Annotated in this window: 25 protein-coding genes; 16 read left to right on the forward strand and 9 right to left on the reverse strand. The window is 70.0% G+C overall.

What is annotated here, in order from left to right; genetic code table 11:
* The first annotated feature begins 104 nt into the window (after positions 1-104).
* From AC3WLZ_RS12355 to AC3WLZ_RS12365, 3 genes are read left to right on the forward strand one after another with little or no spacing between them, the layout of a single operon-like run.
* Complete coding sequence (locus AC3WLZ_RS12355) at positions 105-1,145, forward strand: iron-containing redox enzyme family protein (RefSeq protein ID WP_492470985.1); 1,041 nt, start codon at positions 105-107, stop codon at positions 1,143-1,145.
* Positions 1,142-1,342: a CDGSH iron-sulfur domain-containing protein gene (locus AC3WLZ_RS12360; protein ID WP_492470219.1), complete on the forward strand. Its 201-nt coding sequence runs from the start codon at positions 1,142-1,144 to the stop codon at positions 1,340-1,342. The genes AC3WLZ_RS12355 and AC3WLZ_RS12360 overlap by 4 nt, the downstream gene beginning before the upstream one ends.
* A complete protein-coding gene (locus tag AC3WLZ_RS12365; RefSeq protein ID WP_492470220.1) occupies positions 1,342-2,379 on the forward strand; it encodes a glycosyltransferase family 2 protein in 1,038 nt (345 codons plus the stop codon). Before AC3WLZ_RS12360 ends, AC3WLZ_RS12365 begins: the two co-directional genes overlap by 1 nt.
* Positions 2,380-2,493: 114 nt before the next feature.
* Here AC3WLZ_RS12365 and AC3WLZ_RS12370 read toward each other — a convergent pair whose 3' ends face one another.
* The gene (locus tag AC3WLZ_RS12370; protein ID WP_412925228.1) at positions 2,494-2,841 is read right to left on the reverse strand and encodes a sugar ABC transporter ATPase; all 348 of its coding nucleotides are present in this window, start codon (positions 2,839-2,841) and stop codon (positions 2,494-2,496) included.
* A 245-nt stretch (positions 2,842-3,086) separates the two neighbouring features.
* Between AC3WLZ_RS12370 and AC3WLZ_RS12375 the strand changes: the two genes are divergently transcribed.
* From AC3WLZ_RS12375 to AC3WLZ_RS12390, 4 genes are all read left to right on the forward strand, one after another.
* On the forward strand, positions 3,087-4,016 hold the full coding sequence (locus AC3WLZ_RS12375; protein WP_492470221.1) for a helix-turn-helix transcriptional regulator: 930 nt from the start codon (positions 3,087-3,089) through the stop codon (positions 4,014-4,016).
* A gap of 105 nt (positions 4,017-4,121) precedes the next feature.
* A complete protein-coding gene (locus AC3WLZ_RS12380; RefSeq protein WP_412925230.1) occupies positions 4,122-4,448 on the forward strand; it encodes a DUF7882 family protein in 327 nt (108 codons plus the stop codon).
* Positions 4,449-4,515: 67 nt separating this feature from the next.
* The gene (locus tag AC3WLZ_RS12385) at positions 4,516-5,721 is read left to right on the forward strand and encodes an NAD(P)/FAD-dependent oxidoreductase (protein WP_492470222.1); all 1,206 of its coding nucleotides are present in this window, start codon (positions 4,516-4,518) and stop codon (positions 5,719-5,721) included.
* Positions 5,722-5,822: 101 nt separating this feature from the next.
* Positions 5,823-6,275, forward strand: a complete 453-nt coding sequence (locus tag AC3WLZ_RS12390) for an SRPBCC family protein (RefSeq protein WP_492470223.1) — start codon at positions 5,823-5,825, stop codon at positions 6,273-6,275.
* 65 nt (positions 6,276-6,340) lie between these two features.
* Here AC3WLZ_RS12390 and AC3WLZ_RS12395 read toward each other — a convergent pair whose 3' ends face one another.
* Positions 6,341-7,333, reverse strand: coding sequence for an aldo/keto reductase (locus AC3WLZ_RS12395; RefSeq protein WP_492470224.1), 993 nt, complete (start codon positions 7,331-7,333; stop codon positions 6,341-6,343).
* 125 nt (positions 7,334-7,458) lie between these two features.
* Here AC3WLZ_RS12395 and AC3WLZ_RS12400 point away from each other — a divergent pair, with 125 nt between their 5' ends.
* Both AC3WLZ_RS12400 and AC3WLZ_RS12405 read left to right on the forward strand, forming a co-directional pair.
* A complete protein-coding gene (locus AC3WLZ_RS12400; protein ID WP_492470225.1) occupies positions 7,459-7,884 on the forward strand; it encodes a hypothetical protein in 426 nt (141 codons plus the stop codon).
* A 20-nt stretch (positions 7,885-7,904) separates the two neighbouring features.
* Positions 7,905-8,918 (forward strand): epimerase, encoded by a 1,014-nt coding sequence (locus AC3WLZ_RS12405; protein ID WP_492470226.1) that lies wholly within the window; start codon positions 7,905-7,907, stop codon positions 8,916-8,918.
* Positions 8,919-8,940: 22 nt separating this feature from the next.
* Here the strand turns inward: AC3WLZ_RS12405 and AC3WLZ_RS12410 are convergent, their stop codons facing one another.
* Positions 8,941-9,099, reverse strand: a complete 159-nt coding sequence (locus tag AC3WLZ_RS12410; RefSeq protein ID WP_412925236.1) for a hypothetical protein — start codon at positions 9,097-9,099, stop codon at positions 8,941-8,943.
* 141 nt (positions 9,100-9,240) lie between these two features.
* On the opposite strand from AC3WLZ_RS12410, the gene AC3WLZ_RS12415 reads away from it, so the two are divergent.
* The gene (locus AC3WLZ_RS12415) at positions 9,241-9,501 is read left to right on the forward strand and encodes a hypothetical protein (protein WP_492470227.1); all 261 of its coding nucleotides are present in this window, start codon (positions 9,241-9,243) and stop codon (positions 9,499-9,501) included.
* Between the two features lies 1 nt (position 9,502).
* Here the strand turns inward: AC3WLZ_RS12415 and AC3WLZ_RS12420 are convergent, their stop codons facing one another.
* A complete protein-coding gene (locus AC3WLZ_RS12420; protein WP_492470228.1) occupies positions 9,503-10,432 on the reverse strand; it encodes a helix-turn-helix domain-containing protein in 930 nt (309 codons plus the stop codon).
* A gap of 118 nt (positions 10,433-10,550) precedes the next feature.
* On the opposite strand from AC3WLZ_RS12420, the gene AC3WLZ_RS12425 reads away from it, so the two are divergent.
* A complete protein-coding gene (locus AC3WLZ_RS12425; protein ID WP_492470229.1) occupies positions 10,551-11,012 on the forward strand; it encodes a GNAT family N-acetyltransferase in 462 nt (153 codons plus the stop codon).
* Positions 11,013-11,065: 53 nt separating this feature from the next.
* Here AC3WLZ_RS12425 and AC3WLZ_RS12430 read toward each other — a convergent pair whose 3' ends face one another.
* Complete coding sequence (locus AC3WLZ_RS12430; RefSeq protein ID WP_492470230.1) at positions 11,066-11,959, reverse strand: SDR family oxidoreductase; 894 nt, start codon at positions 11,957-11,959, stop codon at positions 11,066-11,068.
* 53 nt (positions 11,960-12,012) lie between these two features.
* A complete protein-coding gene (locus AC3WLZ_RS12435) occupies positions 12,013-13,815 on the reverse strand; it encodes a glycoside hydrolase family 15 protein (protein WP_492470986.1) in 1,803 nt (600 codons plus the stop codon).
* Positions 13,816-13,989: 174 nt separating this feature from the next.
* On the opposite strand from AC3WLZ_RS12435, the gene AC3WLZ_RS12440 reads away from it, so the two are divergent.
* On the forward strand, positions 13,990-14,547 hold the full coding sequence (locus AC3WLZ_RS12440) for a Dps family protein (protein WP_412925241.1): 558 nt from the start codon (positions 13,990-13,992) through the stop codon (positions 14,545-14,547).
* Between the two features lie 66 nt (positions 14,548-14,613).
* Here AC3WLZ_RS12440 and AC3WLZ_RS12445 read toward each other — a convergent pair whose 3' ends face one another.
* The 3 genes from AC3WLZ_RS12445 to AC3WLZ_RS12455 form a co-directional block, all read right to left on the reverse strand.
* Complete coding sequence (locus AC3WLZ_RS12445) at positions 14,614-14,970, reverse strand: response regulator (protein WP_492470231.1); 357 nt, start codon at positions 14,968-14,970, stop codon at positions 14,614-14,616.
* A 117-nt stretch (positions 14,971-15,087) separates the two neighbouring features.
* Complete coding sequence (locus tag AC3WLZ_RS12450; protein WP_492470232.1) at positions 15,088-17,619, reverse strand: DEAD/DEAH box helicase; 2,532 nt, start codon at positions 17,617-17,619, stop codon at positions 15,088-15,090.
* A 44-nt stretch (positions 17,620-17,663) separates the two neighbouring features.
* Complete coding sequence (locus AC3WLZ_RS12455; protein ID WP_492470233.1) at positions 17,664-18,467, reverse strand: hypothetical protein; 804 nt, start codon at positions 18,465-18,467, stop codon at positions 17,664-17,666.
* A gap of 153 nt (positions 18,468-18,620) precedes the next feature.
* Here AC3WLZ_RS12455 and AC3WLZ_RS12460 point away from each other — a divergent pair, with 153 nt between their 5' ends.
* From AC3WLZ_RS12460 to AC3WLZ_RS12475, 4 genes are all read left to right on the forward strand, one after another.
* Entirely contained in the window at positions 18,621-19,058 is a 438-nt protein-coding gene (locus AC3WLZ_RS12460) for a MarR family winged helix-turn-helix transcriptional regulator (RefSeq protein WP_492470234.1), read from the forward strand.
* Positions 19,055-20,461, forward strand: a complete 1,407-nt coding sequence (locus AC3WLZ_RS12465; protein WP_492470235.1) for an MFS transporter — start codon at positions 19,055-19,057, stop codon at positions 20,459-20,461. Before AC3WLZ_RS12460 ends, AC3WLZ_RS12465 begins: the two co-directional genes overlap by 4 nt.
* A 53-nt stretch (positions 20,462-20,514) precedes the next feature.
* Positions 20,515-21,549 carry an LLM class flavin-dependent oxidoreductase gene (locus tag AC3WLZ_RS12470; protein ID WP_492470236.1) on the forward strand — a complete coding sequence of 345 codons (1,035 nt, stop codon included), beginning with the start codon at positions 20,515-20,517 and terminating at the stop codon, positions 21,547-21,549.
* Between the two features lie 86 nt (positions 21,550-21,635).
* On the forward strand, positions 21,636-22,106 hold the full coding sequence (locus tag AC3WLZ_RS12475; RefSeq protein ID WP_492470237.1) for a GNAT family N-acetyltransferase: 471 nt from the start codon (positions 21,636-21,638) through the stop codon (positions 22,104-22,106).
* Positions 22,107-22,114 lie beyond the last annotated feature (8 nt).

Raw genomic sequence — 22,114 nt, forward strand, 5'->3', positions numbered from 1 at the left:
GTGACCGCGGGGTCGCCCCCTCCTCCCGTGTCAAGGGTCTCGGCGATCACCGCTCCCGCCCGCAGAGTGCTCCGGTGTCCGCGACCCTCTCCCCCCACGATCCGCTGGCCGCCGTCGACGCCGACGACAGGCTCTCCCTCCCCTTCACGCCGCGCGGCCCGGTGAGCGCCGCCGTCCTCCGGCATCTCGCCGGGGGCGCGCCCACCAACCACACCGCCCTGGCCGACCGCGCCGTCGCCGCCTCGACCGACGTCGAGACCGACGATGACCTGCAGCTCGCCCTCTTCGCGCTGTACGCCTCGGCGTACGGTTCGGTCGCGGCGTTCGATCCCGAGCGGGAATGGGATCCGTCGCTCCTCGCCACGCGTGGCGTCATCGAGCGGGCTTTCGAGGCGGCACTTCGCGCTCGCGTGCCGCAGCCCGAACTCCCCGCGACGACGATGGATGCCGTTGCGCGGGCGCTCTTCGCCCTGACCGCCGCCGACACCGGCCCGAGTCTCTCGCGCTACCTCGCGAAGAAGGCCACTCTCGATCAGGCGCACGAGTTCCTCGTGCAGCGATCAATCTACACCCTACGGGAGGCCGACCCCCACTCGTGGGCGATCCCGCGCTTGACCGGGCGCCCCAAGGCCGCCCTGGTGGAGATCCAGTCCGACGAGTACGGCGGCGGGAATCCTGGACGCGTGCACGCCGAACTCTTCGCCCGCGCGGTCCGCAGCGCCGGACTCTCGGACACGTACGGCGCCTACGTCGACGACGTTCCGGCCGTGACACTCGCCTCGCACAACGCGATGTCGATGTTCGGCCTCAGTCGGCGTCTGCTCGGCGCGATCGTCGGCCACCTCGCGGCGTTCGAGATGACCTCCTCGGTCCCGAACCGCCTCTACGCCGAGGGCCTGCGCCGCCTCGGCTTCGACGACGACGTGTGCGGCTACTTCGACGAGCACGTCGAAGCCGACGCCGTCCACGAGCAGATCGCCGCCCGCGACCTCGCGGGAAGCCTCGCCGAAGATCGCCCCGACCTGCTCCCCGACATCCTTTTCGGCGCCGCGGTCTGCCTCAGCGTGGACGGTCGCGTCGGGGAGTACCTCCTCGACGCGTGGACGCGCGGCGAGTCGTCGCTGCGGCCAGAGGAGGTGCGATGACATCGGAGCCGCCGCGGATCACGGCCTATCCCGACGGTCCACTGCTCGTGCGGGGCGATGTGGACCTGCGCGACGTGGACGGCAACGCGATCGAGAAGCGTCGGCGAACGGTCGCTCTCTGCCGGTGCGGGATGTCGACCATCAAGCCGTTCTGCGACGGGACCCACAAGCCCGCGGGGTTCCGCACCGAGGACTGATGCGTCTCGCCGCAGAGTACGTGCTCCCGCTGCGGTGGGAGCACGACGACAGCCTGGACGACATGACCGCGTACCTCTGCACTTTGGCGGAATGGATCGACGTCACCGTCGTCGACGGATCGGACGCCCCCGTCTTCGCCGTCCACGCGACCGCATGGGCGGCCCACGTCCGACACGTCCGCCCCACCGTGGCGACGGGCGCGAACGGCAAGGTACGGGGCGTACTCACGGGAATTTCCCTCGCACGGCACGAGCGCGTGATCCTGGCCGACGACGACGTCCGCTACGACCGGAACGGACTGGATGCCATCGTCTCCGCGCTCCGCGACGCCGACCTCGTCGCGCCGACGAACGTCTTCCGTCCCCTCCCCTGGCACGCCCGGTGGGACACGGGCCGCTCACTCCTGAACCGCGCACTCCACCATGACTACCCCGGAACGTGCGGCGTCCGCCGCGCCGCGCTCGAGCGAACCGGCGGCTATGACGCCGACGCCCTCTTCGAGAACCTCGAGCTCGAACGGACCGTCCGCGCCGGGGGCGGCGCGATACGACAGCTCACCGACGTATACGTCATGCGCCGCCCACCCACGCTCCGCCATTTCCTCGGCCAGAGGGTGCGGCAGGCCTACGACAGCCGCGCCCAGCCCGGACGCCTGCTCCTCGAACTGGCCCTCGCGCCGACCCTCCTCGCGCTGCGCCGACGTCCCGGCATCCTCATGCTCATCGCGTTCGGGATCGCCGTCGTCGCGGAGCGGGGGCGACGCCGTGGCGGCGGGCGGCGCATCTACCCACGATCCGCGGCGGTCTGGGCACCGCTCTGGGTCGTCGAGCGTGCGGTCACGAGCTGGCTCGCGCTCGGCGCCCACGCCCGCGGAGGCGTGCGCTACGCCGGCACCCGGGTGCGGCACGCAGCGACCCCGCTCCGCGACCTCCGCCGCCGTCACTCCACGACGCGCGCCCCTTCTGCGGGCCGCGAAAGCTCGGCATCCAGGGCGTCCACGAGACCCGCGACAGTGTCGTCGATCGACGCCGGCTGACGGAACGCCCCGACCCGCTCGAGGTCGGCGAAGCCGTGCAGCGCCGACCGGACCTACCGCCCAGCACGTCCACGACGAGATCGCCCGCGTGGCTCGGTCGGCGAAACTGAGCCGTCAAAGATCCTCGGGCGCGAGGTCTCCCTGTCCGTCCTCGCCGAGTTCGACGACGCCGGGGTCCTCCCCCTGCGAGTCCGTGCCGGTGGACTCGGGGTGCACGTCCTCGAGCGGGATGTCGGCATCGTCGGCGGGGATCTCCGCGGGGTCCGCACCCGTCGCGGTCGCGGGCGCGAGATCCGCGGGGTCCACGCCCTCGTCGAGTGCGGTGGTGGCATCCCATTCCGCCTGCGCGGGGTCGAGCGCCGGGTCGGGCTCGATCGAGGTGTCACCGTCGCGAAGCGGCTGAACGCCCGTGACACCGTCGGGAGCGGCGGGGATGTTCGGGTCGGACGAGACGTCGCTCATGAGGGGGATCCTTTCCATCGTCCGTGCGGCGATCGCACGCGTCGCCGCGAAGGCGACTCCCTCATCCAACGACGGCGGATCCTTCCCCTCCCGCCCCTTGACAGCATCGGCCCACCGCGCGTACCCGCGACGTTTTCGCTCCGAGGCCGGACCCTCGCGCGCGGCGTCCCTCAGCGACGTGAGCCCCGCGGGTGGGGGCAAGATATCCCGGTGCCGCGGACCGACCCCCGCGGAGGAGGGGCGACATGGGCCGAGTCCTCACCGCGAGTGCGAGCGGTGCCGACGACGTCGAAGCCGTGTGGCAGCAGTTCATCCCTGCCGCACGTCTGGAACACGTCGACCCCGTGCGAGTGCGTTTCCACTGGTCGTCGATCGAGACGGGTTCGCTGTCGCTCGTGCAGTACTCGCTTCACGCGGACGTGCGCTCGTGGATCCGACTCGAGGACCAGATCATGGCGTCGCAACTGGCGGCCCTGGACGCACGAGTCGTGACCGCCGGCCGCGACCTCGACGCGCGCCAGCCCTGGCTCACCGGCGATGGTCCCATGCACGCCCACTGGAGGGGGACCGGGAGGATCCGAGCGTTCCTCTTCGATCGGACGTCCGCAGAGCAGGTCGCGCGCGCCGTCTCGGGCGACGACCGACTCGTGCTCCGCTCCATCGACCCGGTCGCGCGCGACCGCGCCCTCGCCGCGACCTGGGAGCGGACCTTCGGCTACGTGGCATCCGCCCTGGCCGCCGGGCACGAGCAGCCTCTGGTGGCCGCAGAGCTCGAACGCCACGCCCTCATCTCGACACTCACGGCCTTCTCGACCACGTATCTGGAAGCGCTCGACCGCGCCAGCCAGCGGGCGGCGGCACCGCGGACAGTACGCAGGGCGCTCGCCTTCATCGACGCGCACGCCCACGAACCGATCACGATCGAGGACATCGCGGCGGCCGCCGGCATCTCCACGCGTGGCCTGCAACACGCCTTCCGTCGCGCCCTCGACACCACCCCGTCGCATCATTTGAGGACGGTTCGTCTGGCCGCCGCGCACCGCGACCTCCAGCGCGGTGAGGCGCACGTGAGCGAGGTGGCGCAACGATGGGGCTTTTCCAGCCCCTCACGGTTCGCGCGGTTCTACCGCGACATGTACGGGCGCAATCCGGGGCAAACGGTCCGGATGTTCTGACATCCGTCGCATCGGGTACCGCGTTGGCGCGAAGAGTCTGCTCTCGCCCGCCGCGGAGTGAGGGCGGGAGACAGTGACCGCGTTCCATTGCGAGGAGGACCTTTCGTGGGGAAGTTCATTTACGAGGGGGCCGCCCGGGCCGATTTCGAGGACCGACTCCTCGCACACCTTCAGATCGTCATCGGCAACAAGCTGCGTCGTGGCGAGCCGTTCTACTTCCAGTGGAAGGACGAGGTGAGCACGGGCGGCGGACGCACATCGGTGTGGATGCACCCCCGCGCGAACATCGTGTTCAAGTTCCACGGCGGTCGCCCCCCTGCCCTGAACCGGACCTGGCTCGAGACGCTCATGACGATGGCGAACTCGCCCACGGGGCTGTACGTGGTGCCCGAGCCACCCGAAGACCAGGCGACGGCTGACCCGGTGGGCTGACTCCCTGTCAACCCGGTCGCGCTTCCCGGTGCGCCCGCGTTTGCTGGTGACGACGGAAGGATGCCGCATGTCCATCTCCCCCACCGCGCAACCGCGGATCGTGGTGATCGGGGGCGGGAACGCCGGACTCTCGATCGCCGGCCGCCTGCAGCGAGCGCGACTCGGCGCGATCACGGTGATCGAGCCGCGCGAGCGGCACGTGTACGCCCCGCTGCAGTCGCACATCGCCGGGGGGACCGCGCGCGCCTCCCAGGCCGTGCGCCCCCAGGCCGACGTCATCCCGCCGGGTGTGAGGTGGCTGCGCGACGAGGTCTTCACCGTCGATCCCGTCGCACGCCGCGTGCACCTCGTCTCGGGCGGCCACCTCGAATACGACCAGCTCGTGGTCGCCGCGGGCCTGCGCCTGGCGTGGGAGGCGATCCCCGGCCTGACCGAGGCCATGGCGGCCCCCGAAGGCGTGTCCAACTACGACCTCGCCCTTGCCGCGAAAGCCTCGACGACGCTCCGCGATCTTCGTCGCGGAACGGTCGTCTTCACTCAGCCGCCCGAACCTGCGTCGTGCGGTGCCGCCGCCCAGAAGCCGCTCTACCTCGCGTGCGACTGGTGGCATTCTCTCGGGGTCCTCGACGACATCCGCGTGATCCTCGTGCTTCCCGACCCGGTGCCCTTCGGCGTGCCCGACATCGATCGCGAACTCCACCGGGTCCTCGACCGGTACGGCGTCGAGGTGCGGTACTCCCGTGAGGTGCGGCGAGTGGATGCCACGACCCGCACGCTCACGATCGGACACGGCGACACCGAGGAGACGATCGACTACGACGTGCTGCACGCCGTCCCACCCCAGCGCGCACCGGAGTGGATCGCGGGCAGCGGACTCGCTGACGCCGACGACCCCGACGGCTTCGTCGACGTCGACACCGAGACCCTGCAGCACCGACGGTTCGCCGACGTCTGGTCGCTCGGGGACTCGGCCAGCGTCGCGACACGACGCTCGGGCGGGGCGATCCGACCGCAGGCCAAGGTGCTCACGAAGAACCTGCGCGCGGTCCTCCGCGGCGGCACCCCCACCGCGCGGTACGACGGCTACAGCGTCGTCCCGTTCACCGTTTCCCGCGGCACGGTGGTGTTCGCGGAGTTCGACCGGTGGGGTCGTCCGCAGCCGACGATCCCGTTCTGGCGATCCCTGTCGCGCGAGCGCCGATCGACCTGGATCGCCGATCGTCGGGTCCTCCCCTGGGTGTACTGGCACCTGATCCTGCGCGGGCTCGCCTGACGCCTATAGGCCACGCGGGCCGATCCCTCAACCCCCGGGGGGCTCGGCACGGCTCGGGCGAAGACTGGCCCCAGCCCCGGATCACCCCACGAAAGGACATCATGGCCCAGGTCATCGAAACCATCGACGTCGACGTTCCCGTCCGCGTCGCCTACAACCAGTGGACGCAGTTCGAGGAGTTCCCCCACTTCATGAGCTTCGTCGAGTCCATCACGCAGAAGTCCGACACCCTCACGCACTGGAAGGTGAAGATCGCGGGGAGCGAGCGCGAGTTCGACGCCGAGATCACCGAGCAGCACCCGGACGAGCGCGTCGCGTGGAACAGCGTCGGAGGCGACGAGAACCACGCCGGTGTCGTCACCTTCCACCGCCTCTCGGACAACGAAACGCGCGTGACCGTGCAGATCGACTGGGAGCCCACCGGCCTGCTCGAGAAGGCGGGAGCGGTCTTCGGCGCCGACGACCACTCGGTGAAGAAGGACCTGAAGAACTTCAAGGAATACATCGAGTCGCGTGGTGCCGAGTCCGGCGCCTGGCGCGGCGACGTCAGCTGACGCCCGACGTGAAGACGGATGCCGGTCCCCGAGGGGGCCGGCATCCGTGTTTTGTCAGGGAAGAGTCACCACTGGGGGTGGATCTCGGCGCGCAGACGGCGGTCGTAGACGTCGCGCACCACGGCGTCGAAGACGTCGAGGTCGAACCCGCTGTCGAGCAGGTCACCGGCTGCGGCGTTGGCCCGCGCCTGCTCGGCCGAACGGGCGCCCGGAATCACCGAGGTGACGCCCACCCGGGAGGCGATCCAGGCCAGCGTCGCGGCGGGGAGCGTCACGCCTTCCGGAAGCGCGCCCTTGAGCTCGTCGGCGGCGGCGACGCCCTCGTCGAACGGAACGCCCGAGAACGTCTCGCCCTTGTCGAACGCCTCGCCGTTGCGGTTGTAGGTGCGGTGGTCGTCCTTGTCGAACGTGGTGTCGGCGGTGTACTTGCCCGAGAGCAGCCCGCTCGCCAGGGGCACGCGGGCGAACACCGCGACGCCCTTCTCGGCCGCCGCGGGAAGGACCTCGTCGAGCGGCTTCAACCGGAACGGGTTGAAGATGATCTGCAGGTTCGTCAGGTTCGGGCGACGCAGGGCCGACAGCGCCTGGTCCATCGTCTCGACCGAGACACCGTAGGCGGCGATGACACCCTCGGACACGAGCTGGTCGAGTGCGTCGTAGGTCGCATCGTCGTCGATGACCGCCGACGGCGGGCAGTGCAGCTGGACGAGATCGAGAGTGTCCTGCCCGAGAAGGCTGCGGGAGCGGTCGAGCCAGCCGCGGAAGTTCTCCATCGTGTAGTTCTCGGGCAGCTGGTCGGCACGGCGCCCCATCTTGGTCGCGACGGTGACGCCCGCGGCATCCGTCTTCTGCAGGAACGCGCCGATGAGCTCTTCCGAGCGACCATCGCCATAGACGTCGGCGGTGTCGAAGAGGGTCACGCCGGCGTCGACGGCGGCCGCGAGCACGTCCATCGCGGCGTCTTCACTCACCCCGCCCCAGTCGGGGCCGAGCTGCCAGGTACCGAGACCGATCGCCGAGACCTGGCGGCCGGTGCGGGAGAGGGGGCGCTGCTGCATGGCGGATCCTTTCGGGGGTCGGGTCGAGCCTATCCAGCCCCTCCGTGTTCGGGGCCGAGCGTCAACCCCGGTCCCGGTTGCAGTTCCGACGCCTAACGTGGCGGCACAGCCACGGAAGGACTGCCATGAACACTCCCGCCGATCGCCTCCCCGGAGCCGACGAAGAGAACATCGTCCCCGAATCGGACGGGCTCGCCGCCGACGTCCCCGCCGGCGGCGCCGGAGCCGACACCGGTGCGGTCGGTGCGGCCTCGATCGACCCGGACGACGACGCGCACATCCAGAACGTCTCGAGCCAGAACGACGTGCCCGGCGTGGGGACGCGGGCCGGCGATGACAGCGCCGAGCGCGGTGCCGGACAGCACGGCGCGACGTCGCGGCACCACGACGACGAGGCACAGCCGGCGACGGAGAAGACCTCGTCCACCTCGGAGGGCGAAGACCACGTGGATGCTGACTCCCTCATCGCCCAGTACGAGCCGGGCGTCGGCCGCAGCTCGGCCGAGTCGAGCAAGATCGCGCAGAGTCTCCCCGACCGCGACGACGCCTGACCTCCCCCTAGGCTGATCGGATGACGCCCGCGAGCCCTCCCCGCGCCGTGATCGCCGGCGCCAGCGGGTTCGTCGGTCAGGCGCTGACGGCGGCGTTCCGCGCCGACGGGTACGACGTCGCCGCCATCGGCCGCTCGGGTGACGCAACGTGGGCGGATCCGGCGGGGATCGCCCGTCTGGTCGACGGCGCGGACGTGCTCGTGAACCTCGCCGGAAAGATCGTCTCCTGCCGCTACACGGACGCGAACCGCGACGAGATCCTGCGCTCCCGCGTCGACACGACGCGGGCGCTGCACACCGCGGTCCGGGATGCATCCCGCCCACCGCGCGTCTGGATGAACGCTTCGACCGCCACCATCTACCGCCACGAGACCGAGCGCGGAAACGACGAGGTCCACGGCGTCCTCGGCGACGGGTTCTCGGTCGACGTCGCCACGAGCTGGGAGCGCGCGTTCTTCGACGGCGAGCTTCCGTCCACCCGCCGCATCGCGCTTCGGATGGCGATCGTGCTCGGCGACGGGCCGGCCACGCGCATGCTGTTCGCCCTGGCGAAGCTCGGACTCGGCGGCCCGCAGATCGACAGCTGGTGGTTCCCGCACCGCCGGTACCGCGGCATCGGCGCGCGGCCGACCGGTCCGGTGCGGTCGTCGTGGCACCGCACGAGCGGGCGGCAGAGATTCAGCTGGATCCACATCGACGACGTCGTGGCATCCGTGCGCTTCCTCCGCGACCGAGACGACCTCGAGGGTCCTGTCAACCTCGCCGCCCCCGGCGTCAGCGACAACCGCACCCTGATGCGCGAGGTTCGGCGAGTCGCCGGCGTGCAGTTCGGGCTGCCGGCGTTCCGCTTCCTGCTCGATCCCGCCATGGCGGTGCTCCGCAATGAGCCCGAACTGGTGCTGAAGAGTCGGTGGGCCGTCCCCCGCGTGCTGACGGACGCCGGTTTCGCGTTCGCATACGACGAGCTGGGGCCGGCGCTGGATGCCGTGGCATCCGTGCGCCGGCCCCGGGCCCGCGACCTCTTCTCGGCCTGAATCGGCGAGAAGAGACGATCGATCAGGTGTTGCGGCGAACGAATCGCAGCAGCGCGGCGATGATGCCGACGATCAGGATGATGATCCCGATCCACAGGAGGAACTTCACGGCCTCGACGAAGATGCCGAGGAACAGGAAGACGAGTCCGATGACGATGAGGAGGATGGCGAGAGCTGGCATGCGTCCACTCTCCTCCCCCGCCGTCAAACCGTCGTCGCCCTTGACAGGGAGGACACGCGCACGGCACGCGCGTGTCAAGCACCCGCGGTGACGGATCGACTCGGTCTAGCCTCGGTGTCGACACCACGAGAGAGGCGCATCATGGGCGATCGCGACACCACCGGCCACGGCACGGGACCCGAAGAGGGCGAATACACCGAGATCGAGTTGCCCGACGGCGAGGAGGCCGGCCGCAACCTCGATGCTCCCGGCGAGTACATCGACAACGAGCGCGCCGATGGGACGGCAGCGCGTCCGCGCGCGGACGAGGCCGGGGCGTACACCGATGTCCAGCTTCCCGACGGCGATGAATCGCGCGAAGACGTCGACAACCCGGGCGAATACACCGACCGCGATCGGTGAGTCAGCGTTCGAGGGTCGACGCGGGCTCCGCGCCGTAGGCGGCCCGGTAGGCGGCAACGAAGCCGTGCAGATCCCCGAAGCCCCAGCGCAGGGCGATCTCGGCGAGCGTCGAGCAGGTCGGATCAGCCGCGACGAGGTCGGCGTGGGCAGCGCTCAGCCGGGCCTGCGCGAGGTAGCACTCCGGGGTGAGCGCGAGTTGCCCGTTGGCCGCGAAGGCCCGCCGCAGACCCGCTGCCGAGGTGCCCGCGGCGCGCGCCGCATCGTCAGCGGTCACGGGCAGCGACGCGTGGTCGTCCATCCAGCTCGTGGCCGTGGCGTAGATCGCCGCCTGTTCGAGTGCCGAGGCACGGCGCTCGCGCGCATCGCCCGCGAGAGGGAACGCTTCGAGAGTGGCCGATACGAGCGCCCGATGCACCTGGGCGCGAACGAGCGGCTCCGACAGAAGCGGCAGCTGCGTCAGCGACCAGCGCACCGTCGCGAGCCAGTAGTCCCGCATGCGCGCGGAAACGGGGCGAGTTCCCTCGAAACGGACCGAGAGCGTTTCGTCGCCGTAGATCGTGCGGGCCGCCTCCGTCAGCGCGCCGACGTCGAACGTGAGCAACTGCACCGCGGAACCGTCGGCTCGCCCGAGGAGTTCGTGGCCCGGCTCCACGATGCCCGGCTCCACGCTGTACTCCCCTTCGTCGGAGCCGATGCGCCAGGCGAACCCGGGGGTCGAGGTGGCGAAGAAGAAGCGATCGGCCCCGTAGTCGATCTCGGCGCGGCAGCCCCAGAACAGCCGTCGGAGCGCGAAGCCGGCGTCGCCGACGGCGTGCTCCGCGATCGACCCATGCTCGGCCTGGATGTCGACCCGGCCGTACTGGGTGCGGAGCCACGCCAGGGCCTCCGCGGGTTCGTCCGTGCGCATGCGCCTGTCGAAGTACTCGCTCATCGTCCTGCGGCACCTCGCTCCCGCTGGACTTGCGCCACCGCCATAGTAGTTAAACCCGAAGACCCCGCAGGCACGTTGTTCCGCCGTCGATAGTTCACCACCGCAGAGAGAGGCCCGCATGACCGACGCGCTCGTCATCCGTGACATCCATCCCGACGACGCCGGAGAGGTTCTGACCATCCAGCGCGCCGCGTTCGCCAGTGAGGCACTCATCTACGGAGACCCCGACATGCCGCCCCTGACGCAGACGCTCGAAGAACTCGAGGCCGAGCTCGTCGAGAATCTCGGCTGCGTGGCCGTCGACGGGCACCGGCTCGTGGGCGCCGTGCGCGCGCGGCGCGACGGCGAGCTGTTGCTCATCGGGCGACTGGCGATCGCCCCGGATCAGCAGGGCGGCGGCCTCGGCTCGAAGCTTCTCGCGGCGGTCGAAGAGCGCGGTCGCCGAGACGGCGCCACCGAGGCCGAGCTGTTCACGGGCGGTCTCAGCGAGGCCAATCAGCGTCTCTACGAGCGCGAGGGATACCACCGCACCGAGACGACCGCCGACGGCGAGATCTTCTACCGCAAGCCGCTCGCCTGACAGGCGAAGGGGCGAGCGGGGCGCCGAACGCCCCGCTCGCCCCGCTCAGGTTCTTACGGGGTCGGCATGCCGCCGTTGACGTTGAGCGTCTCGCCGATGACGTAGCTCGACTCCGCGGATGCCAGGTAGACGTAGGCCGGGGCGAGCTCGGCGGGCTGGCCCATGCGTCCGAGGGGCGTCTCCTCGCCGAACTCGGCGACCTTCTCCTGGGGCTGCCCGTCCGACACCTGCAGCGGCGTCCAGATGGGGCCGGGCGCGACCGCGTTCACGCGGATGCCCTTCGGTGCGAGCTGCTGACCGAGCGCCTTGGTGAAGGCGTTGATGGTCGCCTTCGTCGAGGCATAGTCCACGAGGATCGCCGACGGCGAGTACGCCTGGATCGACGTCGTGTTGATGATCGCCGAGCCCGCCGGCAGGTGCGGCAGCGCCGCCTTGGTGATCCAGAACATCGCGTAGACGTTGGTCTTGAACGTGTCGTCGAACTGCGCGTCGTCGAGGGTCGTCAGGTCTTCGTTGAACAGCTGCTTGCCGCCGTTGTTCACGAGGATGTCGAGGCCACCGAGCTCCTCGACGGCCTGCGCCACCAGTGCGCGGCAGTACTCCGGGTCGCGCAGGTCGCCCGGGATCTGGGCGACGGTGGCGCCGGCCTCACGCAGGATGCCGGCGATGCGATCGGCATCCTCCTTCTCCTCCGGCAGGTACGACATCGCCACGGAGGCGCCCTCGCGTGCGAAGGCGATCGCCGTGGCGGCGCCGATTCCCGAGTCGGCACCCGTGATGAGGGCCTTGCGCCCCTCGAGGCGACCGCTGCCGACGTAGGTGTCCTCGCCGAGGGCAGCCTTGGGCGTCAGCTCGGCATCCAGTCCGGGCTCGGGCTGGTGCTGCTTCGACGGCTCGATGTCCGCGTAGAGCCTCGCGGGGTCGGTGAAGGTGTACTGGGTGGTCATGGCGAGTCCTTTCAGGGGGATGCCGGGGCGCGAACCGCCCCGGATGGGGAAGGTCAGCGATCGTCGAGGTCGGCCTCGTCGACCACGTCGCGGATCACGAGGGCGGCGTTGATGAGCGCCAGATGGCTGAGCGCCTGCGGAAGGTTGCCCCAGAAGGCGCCATCCTGTTCGGCGATCATCTCGGAGTACATGCCGACGTCGTTGGCCTGGGCGACGAGGGCGTCCATCGCCTCGATCGCCTCGGCGTGACGACCGACGCAGGCGAGCGCCGTCGCGCGCCAGAACGCGCACGCGACGAAGGTCTGCTCCTCCTGATCCATGCCGGTGTACCGGTAGACCAGGTGGTTCGCGGTGCCGAGACGCTCGGTGATGGCATCCAGGGTCTTGGACATGCGCTCGCCCCGGTCGAACCCGGTCGGGGCATGCAGCAGCACCGACGCGTCGAGATCGTCGCTGCCGGGGAAGATCGTGTACGCCTCGAGCTCGTCCGACCAGCAGTGCTCGTCGACCCAGGCGTGGATGCGATCGCGCTCAGCGCGCCAGCGATCGCCGTTGTCGGGGATGTGCCCGCCGTCGGCGAGCCACTGCGCGTCGTCGAGGGCCTTCCAGCAGCCCATCTTCGACGACGTGTAGTGCTCGAGTTCGGGCAGCTCCCACATGCCCGAATCGGCGCGTCGCCACAGGTCGCACGTGCGGTCGGCGACGTCGGCCAGCAGCCGTCCGGTCTCGGTGTCGAGTCGGTTGCCGGCCTCGACGTACGTGCGGCAGAGCGCGATGAGATCGCCGTACACGCCCAGCTGCAACTGGCCTTGCGCGGGGTTGCCGGTGACCACCGGCTGATTGCCGTTCCACCCGGGCACCTCGTGCGTCTCGAGGCCGATCTCGGCCTCACCGTCGAGGGTGTACATGACCTGCACCTCGGGACCGTTGCGCCGAATCGTGCGCAGCAACCACGAGATCGCGGCATGCGTCTCCTCGCGAAGCCCGAAACCCACCCAGGCGTGGGCGGTGTACGCCAGGTCGCGGACCCACGCGAACCGGTAATCCCAGTTCTTGCCACCGCGCGGGTTCTCCGGCAGCGACGTGGTGGCCGCCGCGGCGATGGCGCCGGTGGGGCTGAAGAGGAGGAGCTTGAGAGCCAGGGCGCTGCGTTGCACGTCGTCGGCCCACGGCCCGTCGTACGAGAACTCGTCCGACCACATCGACCAGCCGTCGATCGTACGGTCGATGCCGCGATCGACGTTCTTCGCGTCGGGCACGCGCAGCGGCTCCCCCTCCGTCGCCGCGACGACCAGGAGGTGACGCGATCCCTTCGCGGTAGTGAAGCGGCCGTCGATGCTCTCGTCACCGGCGTCCGGCTCGCCGCGCAGGCCGTGTTCGTGACCGACCACCGCGAGCGAAACGTGACCGATCCGCATGATCGAGAATCCGTCGATGCGCTCGGTCCACGGCGCCGCCGACCGCAGCATCGTGCCCGGTTGCACGCACCAGGCGAACTCGACCTCTCCCTTCACTCCCTCGACCCGACGCGCGAGTTCGGCCCACGGCAGACGTCCCGCGATGCCGGTGACCATGGCATCCGTCAGCGTCGCCACGCCGGTCGGGGTCGTGAAGGTCGTCTCGAGCACGTTGGTGTGCGCGACGTAACGCCGCGACACCTCGTACTCGCCGACCGGGGCGAGCTCGATGCAGCCGCCCGCCGACTCGTCCACCAGCCGAGCGAAGACGGGGCGGGAGTGGATGTTCGGCAGCGGGAGCCAGTCCACCGAGCCGTCGAGTCCGATCAGAGCGACCGTGCGACCGTCGCCGATGGCGGCGTAGTCACGAAGAGGCCGAGACGGCGGAAGCGGGGTCATGGGCACGTCTCCACGCTAGGAAGACCGTGAGGACGGCGGGCCGGGGTTGTCGATCCGAGGCCGAGCGGCTACGGGACGGGGCCGCTACCCCGCGACCGACGCCGTCGCAACCCCCGCTGCACCCGCGACCGACCGACCTAACGTCGACATCGAACGCGAGTGAAAGGAATGCGCATGGCCGCCACCACGAAGGACGCACCCACCAAGAACCGCCGTCGCCCGGCCCGAGGCGGCAGCGGCCCGGAGACCACCGACGAGCAGAACGCCGAGAAGGGCTTCCAGGCCTCCGAGAAGCTGACCGATGCGCTGCAGGCCGTTTTGATCGACCTCATCGAGCTGTCGATCCAGGGCAAGCAGGCGCACTGGAACGTCGTCGGCAAGAACTTCCGCGACACCCACCTGCAGCTCGACGAGATCATCGACGCCGCGCGCGAATTCAGCGACACCGTCGCCGAGCGCATGCGGGCGCTGCACGCCCTGCCCGACGGCCGCAGCGACACGATCGCCGAGACCACGACCCTCCCGGAGTTCCCGCAAGGCGAGATCGACACCGCCGAGGTGATCGACCTCATCACCCAGCGCATCGATGCCGTCGTCGGCACCGTCCGCGAGGTGCACGACGAGGTCGACGATGAGGACCCCACGAGCGCGGACATCCTGCACTCGATCCTCGAGCGCCTCGAGCAGCTGTCGTGGATGGTCAGCGCGGAGAACCGCGTCGCCCGCAGCTGACACGCACGGAAAACACACCGGATGCCGGGGCCCGAGGGCCTCGGCATCCGTCGTTGCCGCGGCGGATCAGCCGCGCGCGATGAGGAACGGGGGGTGCGGACCCTCGAGGCGGGCGACGGAGATCTTCACCTCCGTGAGGGAGGCACTCACCGCCCGCAATTGTTCGTCGACCTCGGCGAACCGCCTCTCGACCTGCGCGAACCGGAGGTCGACCTGCGCGAACCGCTGGTCCACCTGCGCGAACCGCTGATCCACCTGCGCGAACCGCTGGTCCACCTCGGCGAAGCGTCGATCCACCTGCGCAAACCGCTGATCGGAGCGCTGCTCGACGCGGTTCAACATCCACTTCGTCCCACCGAGGACGGTGGTCGATATCGACACCATCAGGCCGACCGCGGTGGCGATGAGCGGAAGGGACTCCATGTCGGCTCCTCTCGGCTGAAGTGGTGACACCGACTTTAGGCGCCTACGACGACGTCGACAGCCGCTCACGGGCGTGCCGTGCACAACTTCACCCCGCCGCCCGCCGGGGAGGAACGGTCAGAGCCGCACCACCTCGGTGACGCGCACGACGGCGGTGCCTTCGTCCTCGGACGCGGCGAGGTCGACCTCGGCACGGATGCGCCAATCGTGATCACCGGCGGGATCGTCGATGGTCTGCTCCACACGCCACAAGCCGTCCGACGCGGCGGACTCGTCGATGTGAACGTAGGCCGAGGAGCGCGCCGCCCCGCCGGTGCCGATCGCGTCGTGCTCGTCGAAGTAGGCGTCCAGCGCCGCAGACCAGTCGGCGTCGGGATCCAGCTCGACGAGCTCGTCGTCGCGCTGGAGGGCGGCCAACTGCACGCGCCGGAACATCTCGTTGCGCACGAGGACGACGAACGCGCGCCGGTTGGTGAGGATCGAGGGCGGGGCCGGCGGCACGACGGGCGCGGTCGGATCGTCCGCGGGGTTGACGAGCTGTTCCCATTCGTCGACGAGGCTCGAGTCCACCTGCCGCACGAGCTCTCCGAGCCAGGCGATCAGATCGAGCAGGTCGGGCGTCTGCGCGTCGACCGGGACGGTCTGGCGGATCGCGCGGTACGCGTCACTGAGATAGCGCAGGAGGAGGCCTTCGCTGCGTGCCAGCTGATACAGAGAGACGTACTCGCCGAACGAGCACGCCCGCTCGAACATGTCACGCACGACCGATTTCGGCGAGAGCTCGAAGTCGCGGATCCACGGCTGGCTCGACGCGAACACCTCGTAGGACTGCGCCAGCAACCCGTCGAGCGGTTTCGGCCACGTGATCTCCTCGAGGAGCTCCATGCGCTCGTCGTACTCGATGCCCTCGCGCTTCATCGCGGCCACCGCCTCGCCACGCGCACGGAACTGCTGCTGCGACAGCACCGGCCGCGGGTCATCGAGCGTCGCCTCGATCACGCTGACGACGTCGAGGGCGTAGTGCCCCGTGCCGACACCGCCGACGGTTGGCGTGGCATCCGGCCCTCGCCCGAGCTCCACTTCCGGGTCGAGCAGCTCTATCGCGGCGAGCGCGAACGGTGACAGCGGCTGGTTGAGCGCGAAGTTGGCCTGGAGGTCCACGGTGAGCCGAATGCGTGAGGTGTCCACCTCCACCACGCCCGCCTGCACCAGCGTGCGGAAGATCGCCAGGGCGCGACGGGCGAGTTCGAACTGGCGAGGGCGCGACTCGTGGTTGTCGAAGACGAGCGAGCGGACGTTGCCGAACACGTCGCCGCCGCGCGCGATGACGTTGATCAGCATCGCGGCGGTGAGCTTCATCTGCGGTTGCAGCGGCTCGGGCTCGGCGGCGACCAGACGGTCGTAGCTCTGCTCCGTCCAGTTGACGAACCCCTGCGGCGCCTTCTTCCGGACGATCTTCTTCTGCTTCTTGAGGTCGTCGCCGGCTTTGGCGATCTGCGCGGCGTTCTCGATCTCGTGATCGGGCGCCATGACGACCACCGTTCCGGCCGTGTCGTAGCCGGCGCGGCCGGCGCGCCCCGCGATCTGGTGGAATTCGCGCGCCGAGAGTTGGCGCATCCGCTGCCCGTCGTACTTCGTCAGCGCGGTGAGGAGCACGGTGCGGATGGGCACGTTGATGCCGACGCCGAGGGTGTCGGTGCCGCAGATGACGCGCAGCAGCCCGCGCTGGGCGAGCGTCTCGACGAGCCGACGGTAGCGCGGGAGCATGCCGGCGTGGTGGACTCCGATTCCCGCGCGCACGTAGCGCGAGAGCGTCTTGCCGAAACCCGTGGTGAAGCGGAAGCCGCCGATGGCCTCGGCGATCTCGTCGCGCTGCTCGCGTCCGATGATGCGGATCGACGACAGCGCCTGCGCACGCTCCATCGCCGCGGCCTGCGAGAAGTGCACGACGTACACGGGAGCCTGGCGCGTGTCGAGCAATTCCTGCACCGTCTCGTGGATCGGGGTCCGCGCGTATTCGAAGTGCAACGGCACGGGGCGTTCGACGCCCGTGACCCGCGCCGTGGGTCGCCCGGTACGGCGGGAGAGGTCATCGGCGATGGCGGCGACGTCGCCCAGCGTCGCGGACATGAGGACGAACTGCGCCCGCGGGAGCAGCAGCAGCGGGACCTGCCACGCCCACCCACGATCGGGTTCGCCATAGTAATGGAACTCGTCCATGACGACCTGGGCCACGTCGGCATCCGGACCCTGGCGGAGAGCGAGATTCGCGAGGATCTCCGCGGTGCAGCAGATGATCGGGGCGTCGGCGTTGACCGAGGAGTCACCGGTGACCATCCCCACGTTCTCGGCGCCGAAGATCTCGACGAGCGCGAAGAACTTCTCGCTCACGAGCGCCTTGATGGGGGCCGTGTAGTAGCTCCGGCCGCCCCGGGCGAGGGATGCCGCGTGCGCGGCGACGGCGACGAGCGACTTGCCCGTCCCCGTCGGGGTGGAGAGGATGACGTTCGCCCCCGACACGATCTCGATGATCGCCTCGTCCTGAGCGGGGTAGAGGGTGAGGCCGCGTCCGCTCGCCCACTCGACGAAGCCCAGGTACGCGGCATCCGGATCGGCACCGGCGGGTACGTGGTCGAGGAGCGAAGTCACTGGTCCACCCTCTCATCCCGCCCGTCGCCGACCGGCCGATGCCCTCATTCCGCGTCCGAGAACACCCCCACCCGCTCGCCGTCACGGACGAACTGCACGGAGCTGCCGACGGGGAAGCGTTCCCGGAAAGCGTCCGGCATCTCCGGTGTGACGACGAATTCCACCGTGGCCGGGAAGACGCCGGCGCCGCAGGCCCCGCTGCGGTAACCGCCCTGGAACGCGCCGCTCGCGCCGAGCTCGGGGATGATCGCGGTGTCGACGAGCAGCAGGCAGTCGGCCCGGGTGCCGGCCGAGTCCACCGCCGTCGACCCGGCGAACGCCGTCAGGCCGTGGAAGTCGGTGTACCCCGCCACGTCGGCGGAGTCGAATCCCCACGTCCCGAGCGCCGAGGTGTCCACCGCCGGATCGGGACGGAGGGTGTCCACCTGCGCGACTCCGGCGGTGCGCGGGACCGGGGCAAACGTCGTGGCCGCGATCGAGGCGGCGCTGCTGAGCGCCGCGACAGCCGCGAGGGAACCGGCCCACAACCAGAGCGTGCGGGTGCGACGCACGAGCGGGCCGCGCTCCGGCCGTTCCTCGGCTTCGTCGGTAGAGAGGTCGGAAGCGGTGTCCGCCACGGGAGCGGTATCCGCGTCGGTGGCTGCGGCGTCGGTGGTCGCGGCGTTGACGGCGGGTGCCGACGCACCCTGGACGACGATCGGCGAAGTCGCGTCCGCCCGCCGGCGGCGCTCGAGCTCCTCCAGGTCGCGCAATCGCGCCCAGGCCAGGGGGTCATCGGCAAGATCGGCTTCCGGGCCGTACGCCCGCGCTCGGAGCCGTGCCAGCTCGCTCCGCGCCTCGGCATCCATGCCCTGCATCGTCCCACAGCCTTGACGGTGCGGGGCCGGTCTGGACGACGAGCCGGGGCACCGGAGGGGTGTCGGCCCCGGCGTTCCGATCGCCCGGGGCAACGGGTCGGGTCGCATATAAGCAGGCAAGACTGTGCAGTGCAGACTGATCAAATGATCCCGAAGCCGGCTCCCCCCACGCCCGCACAGACGGCCGTCGACCTGTGGGCGACCGTCGCGCGCCTCCTCCGACGGATGCGAGAGGCAGGCGCCGACGACGACCTCACCCCCTCGCAGGCTTCCGCTCTGGCGCGATTGGGAAAGGGTGGAGTATCGACGGCGAGCGCCCTCGCGACCGCGGAGAGGGTCCGGCCGCAGTCGATGGCAGCGACGATCGAGGCGCTCGAGGCAGCGGGGTTCGTGACGCGCACGCCCGACCCCTCGGACGGCCGTCGGCAGATCATCGACCTCACCGACCTGGGCCGGCAGCGGCTCATCGGGCAGCGCGAGGCGGCGGCGGAATGGCTGGAGCACGCCCTGTCCGAACTCGACCCGGATGAGCTCACAACGGTGGCCTCGACGATCGCGATCCTCGGGCGCATCCTCCCGTGACCTCCCTCGTGCGTCGCTCCGCCCCCGCCGACCGGTTCGATCGGAGGCTGCTCGCCCCGATGATGGTGGGCACGATCCTCAACCCGGTGAACACCGCGATCATCGCCGTCGCCCTCACCCCGATCGGGATTGCGCTCGGCGCACCGGCGAGTGAGACCGTGTGGTTGGTGTCGGGCCTCTACCTCGCGACCGCGATCGGCCAGCCCCTGGTGGGCCGGCTGGTCGACGTGTTCGGTGCGAAGCTGCTGTTCCTCACCGGCGCCGTCCTCGTGTCCGCCGGAGGGGTGATCGGTCTGCTCGCGCCGGAGTCGCCCGAGGGAATCTGGTGGCTCGTTGCGGCGCGGGTCATCCTGGGTCTGGGCACGTGCGCCGGGTACCCGGCGTCGATGCTCATGATCCGCGCGGAGGCCGAACGCACCGGCATCGCCTCGCCCGCCGGCATCCTCACCGTCTTGTCGGTCGCCACGCAGACCACCGCCGTCATCGGCCCCACGCTCGGCGGCGTGCTCATCGGCACGTGGGGGTGGCGCGCGACCTTCGCGGTCAACATCCCCCTGGGCGTGGCGTCGCTGCTGCTGGGAGCCCTGTTCTTCCCACCGCACACCGCCATCGAGCCGGCTCGGCACGAGCGGCCCCGCATCGATTCGGTCGGAATCGTGCTCTTCGCGGTGTCGCTCCTGAGCCTGCTCGTGTTCCTGCAGAACATCCGGATCGAGCTGCTCTGGATGCCGGCGCTCGCCGTCGCCGCCGGCGCGGCGTTCGTGTGGTGGGAGCGCCGCGCGGACGACCCTTTCATCGACGTGCGGGTGCTGACGGGAAGCGTTCCGCTGCTGCTCACTTTCATGCGCTCGCTCCTGACGGCGACCGTGTCGTACACGTTCGTCTACGGCTTCACGCAGTGGCTGGAGGACGGGCGGGGTCTGAGCGCGACCGCGACCGGACTCGTCCTCCTACCCGTCTTCGCGACCGGTGTCGTCTTCGCGCTCGCCTTCGGTCGACGCCCCGAGGTGGTGTGGAAACTGCTGCTGGGTTCGGCTGCGCAGCTCGTGGCGGGCATCCTGGTGCTTTTCATGACGGATGCCTCGCCGCTGTGGTTTATCGTGCTCACGATGCTGGTGCTCGGAGTGCCGCAGGGGCTGAACAATCTGGCGATCCAGAATTCGCTGTACCACCAGGCCGAGCCGGCGCGGATCGCGTCGTCGGCGGGCCTGTCGCGCACGTTCTTCTATCTCGGCGCAATCGTGTCGTCGGTGGTCTACGGGAACGTGTACGGCGCGCGCGCGTCGACGGCGGGGTTGCACGTGCTGGGCTGGTTCGTGGTGGCGGTGGCCGCGGTGTTCCTCGTCATCACGGTGTTCGACCGCTCGTTGGCCCGCGTCGGCCGCGAGCCTTCGAGCCCCTGACATCGCGCATCCATTCGAGGGAATAGATCAAGGGATGCCGCGTTGCACACGGTATGCGCTCTTTCGGCACTCTCTCCTTCGGGCACTACGGGCCACTCGGCGGTGGTCATCACCTCTCCGCCGGCGACTCGATGCTGCAGGCCATCGACCTGGCCCAGGGCATGGACGACCTGGGCGTGAACGGTATCTCGTTCCGCGTCCACCACTTCGCCCGGCAACAGGCGGCCCCGATGCCGTTGCTCGCGGCGATCGCGGCGCGCACGTCGCGCATCGAGGTGGGTACGGGCGTCATCGACATGCGATACGAGAACCCGCTGATGCTCGCCGAGGAGGCGGCATCCGTCGACCTGATCAGCGCCAATCGACTCGCCCTCGGCGTGAGCCGCGGATCACCCGAGTCGGTCGTCCGCGGGTACGAGGCATTCGGCTACATCGGGTCGGAGGACCCGCGCGGCGCCGACATCGCCCGTGACCACTTCGATCTGTTCCTGCGTGCGATCGACGGCGAGGGACTCGCCGAGCGCGACCCGATGAGCCCGTTCGGCGGCGGAACCGGTCTCCAGCGCATCGAACCCCACTCCCCCGGGCTGCGTAAGCGCATCTGGTGGGGCGCCGGCACGACGGCGACCGCCGAGTGGGCCGGACGCACGGGCGTCAACCTCATGTCCTCGACCCTTCTGACCGAGGCCGACGGCACGCCGTTCGATATCCTGCAGGCCCGCCAGCTCGACGCGTTCCGCGACGCGTGGAAGGACGCCGGTCACGCGGGCGAGCCCCGCACATCCGTGAGCCGCAGCATCTTCCCGATCGTGAGCGACGAGGACCGGATGTACTTCGGCGGTTCCGCCGGCTCCGACCAGATCGGCGTCATCGACGGGATGCGGTCGACCTTCGGCAAGACGTACGCCGCCGAGCCCGACGCCCTCATCGAGCAGCTGCAGAACGACGCTGCGGTGATGAGCGCGGACACCCTGATGCTCACCATCCCGAGCCAGATGGGGGTCGAGTTCAACCTGCGGCTCGTCGAGAACTTCGCAAAGCACGTCGCGCCGGCGCTGGGCTGGCAGTCGACGCTCGCGACGGTCTGATCACTTCTCCCGCCAACGGACCCGGATGCCGACACCCTCGGCACCCGGGTCCGTTCGTCTGCGACCGCTCGATCTAGGCTGGCGGAATGACGTCCGTGCGGGTAGCCGAATTCCCCCGCGATCGCGCCACCGTCGCGACACTTCTGTCCGCGTACCTTCGGACGACCGAGGCGGAGAAGGCAGAACACGGCCTCGTCGTCGCCGACGCTCCTCTTCCCGACCGCTACGCCCGCGAGATCGCCGACCCGGAGGCGGCGCTGGCCGGACGCCGCGTCCTCATCGCAACCCACGATGGCGCCGATTGCGGCCTCGTGGTCGTGAGCGACACGGGGGACGCCGCCGAGATCTCACGTTTCTGGACGACGCCGACAGTCCGCGGTCGCGGGATCGGCGCTGCCCTCCTGAGCGCGGCGACGAACCTCGCCGGCCGCCCCGTCCGACTGTCCGTCTGGTCGTGGCGCGAGCCGGCCATCCGTCTCTACCGCCGGTACGGATTCGAGGTCGTTCCGTCGTGGGACGACCGCCCCGACCTCGTGTGTCTCGAACGACACGAATGAGCGCGACG

Source organism: Microbacterium sp. FW305-3-2-15-F-LB2, assembly GCF_058787255.1.

Coding starts and splice junctions, on each gene's coding strand:
- AC3WLZ_RS12360 (WP_492470219.1), top strand. CDS start 1,142: ATGACATCGGAGCCGCCGCGGATCACGGCCTATCCCGACGGTCCACTG.
- AC3WLZ_RS12365 (WP_492470220.1), top strand. CDS start 1,342: ATGCGTCTCGCCGCAGAGTACGTGCTCCCGCTGCGGTGGGAGCACGAC.
- AC3WLZ_RS12370 (WP_412925228.1), bottom strand. CDS start 2,841: ATGAGCGACGTCTCGTCCGACCCGAACATCCCCGCCGCTCCCGACGGT.
- AC3WLZ_RS12375 (WP_492470221.1), top strand. CDS start 3,087: ATGGGCCGAGTCCTCACCGCGAGTGCGAGCGGTGCCGACGACGTCGAA.
- AC3WLZ_RS12385 (WP_492470222.1), top strand. CDS start 4,516: ATGTCCATCTCCCCCACCGCGCAACCGCGGATCGTGGTGATCGGGGGC.
- AC3WLZ_RS12390 (WP_492470223.1), top strand. CDS start 5,823: ATGGCCCAGGTCATCGAAACCATCGACGTCGACGTTCCCGTCCGCGTC.
- AC3WLZ_RS12395 (WP_492470224.1), bottom strand. CDS start 7,333: ATGCAGCAGCGCCCCCTCTCCCGCACCGGCCGCCAGGTCTCGGCGATC.
- AC3WLZ_RS12400 (WP_492470225.1), top strand. CDS start 7,459: ATGAACACTCCCGCCGATCGCCTCCCCGGAGCCGACGAAGAGAACATC.
- AC3WLZ_RS12405 (WP_492470226.1), top strand. CDS start 7,905: ATGACGCCCGCGAGCCCTCCCCGCGCCGTGATCGCCGGCGCCAGCGGG.
- AC3WLZ_RS12410 (WP_412925236.1), bottom strand. CDS start 9,099: ATGCCAGCTCTCGCCATCCTCCTCATCGTCATCGGACTCGTCTTCCTG.
- AC3WLZ_RS12415 (WP_492470227.1), top strand. CDS start 9,241: ATGGGCGATCGCGACACCACCGGCCACGGCACGGGACCCGAAGAGGGC.
- AC3WLZ_RS12420 (WP_492470228.1), bottom strand. CDS start 10,432: ATGAGCGAGTACTTCGACAGGCGCATGCGCACGGACGAACCCGCGGAG.
- AC3WLZ_RS12425 (WP_492470229.1), top strand. CDS start 10,551: ATGACCGACGCGCTCGTCATCCGTGACATCCATCCCGACGACGCCGGA.
- AC3WLZ_RS12430 (WP_492470230.1), bottom strand. CDS start 11,959: ATGACCACCCAGTACACCTTCACCGACCCCGCGAGGCTCTACGCGGAC.
- AC3WLZ_RS12435 (WP_492470986.1), bottom strand. CDS start 13,815: ATGACCCCGCTTCCGCCGTCTCGGCCTCTTCGTGACTACGCCGCCATC.
- AC3WLZ_RS12440 (WP_412925241.1), top strand. CDS start 13,990: ATGGCCGCCACCACGAAGGACGCACCCACCAAGAACCGCCGTCGCCCG.
- AC3WLZ_RS12445 (WP_492470231.1), bottom strand. CDS start 14,970: ATGGAGTCCCTTCCGCTCATCGCCACCGCGGTCGGCCTGATGGTGTCG.
- AC3WLZ_RS12455 (WP_492470233.1), bottom strand. CDS start 18,467: ATGGATGCCGAGGCGCGGAGCGAGCTGGCACGGCTCCGAGCGCGGGCG.
- AC3WLZ_RS12460 (WP_492470234.1), top strand. CDS start 18,621: ATGATCCCGAAGCCGGCTCCCCCCACGCCCGCACAGACGGCCGTCGAC.
- AC3WLZ_RS12470 (WP_492470236.1), top strand. CDS start 20,515: ATGCGCTCTTTCGGCACTCTCTCCTTCGGGCACTACGGGCCACTCGGC.
- AC3WLZ_RS12475 (WP_492470237.1), top strand. CDS start 21,636: ATGACGTCCGTGCGGGTAGCCGAATTCCCCCGCGATCGCGCCACCGTC.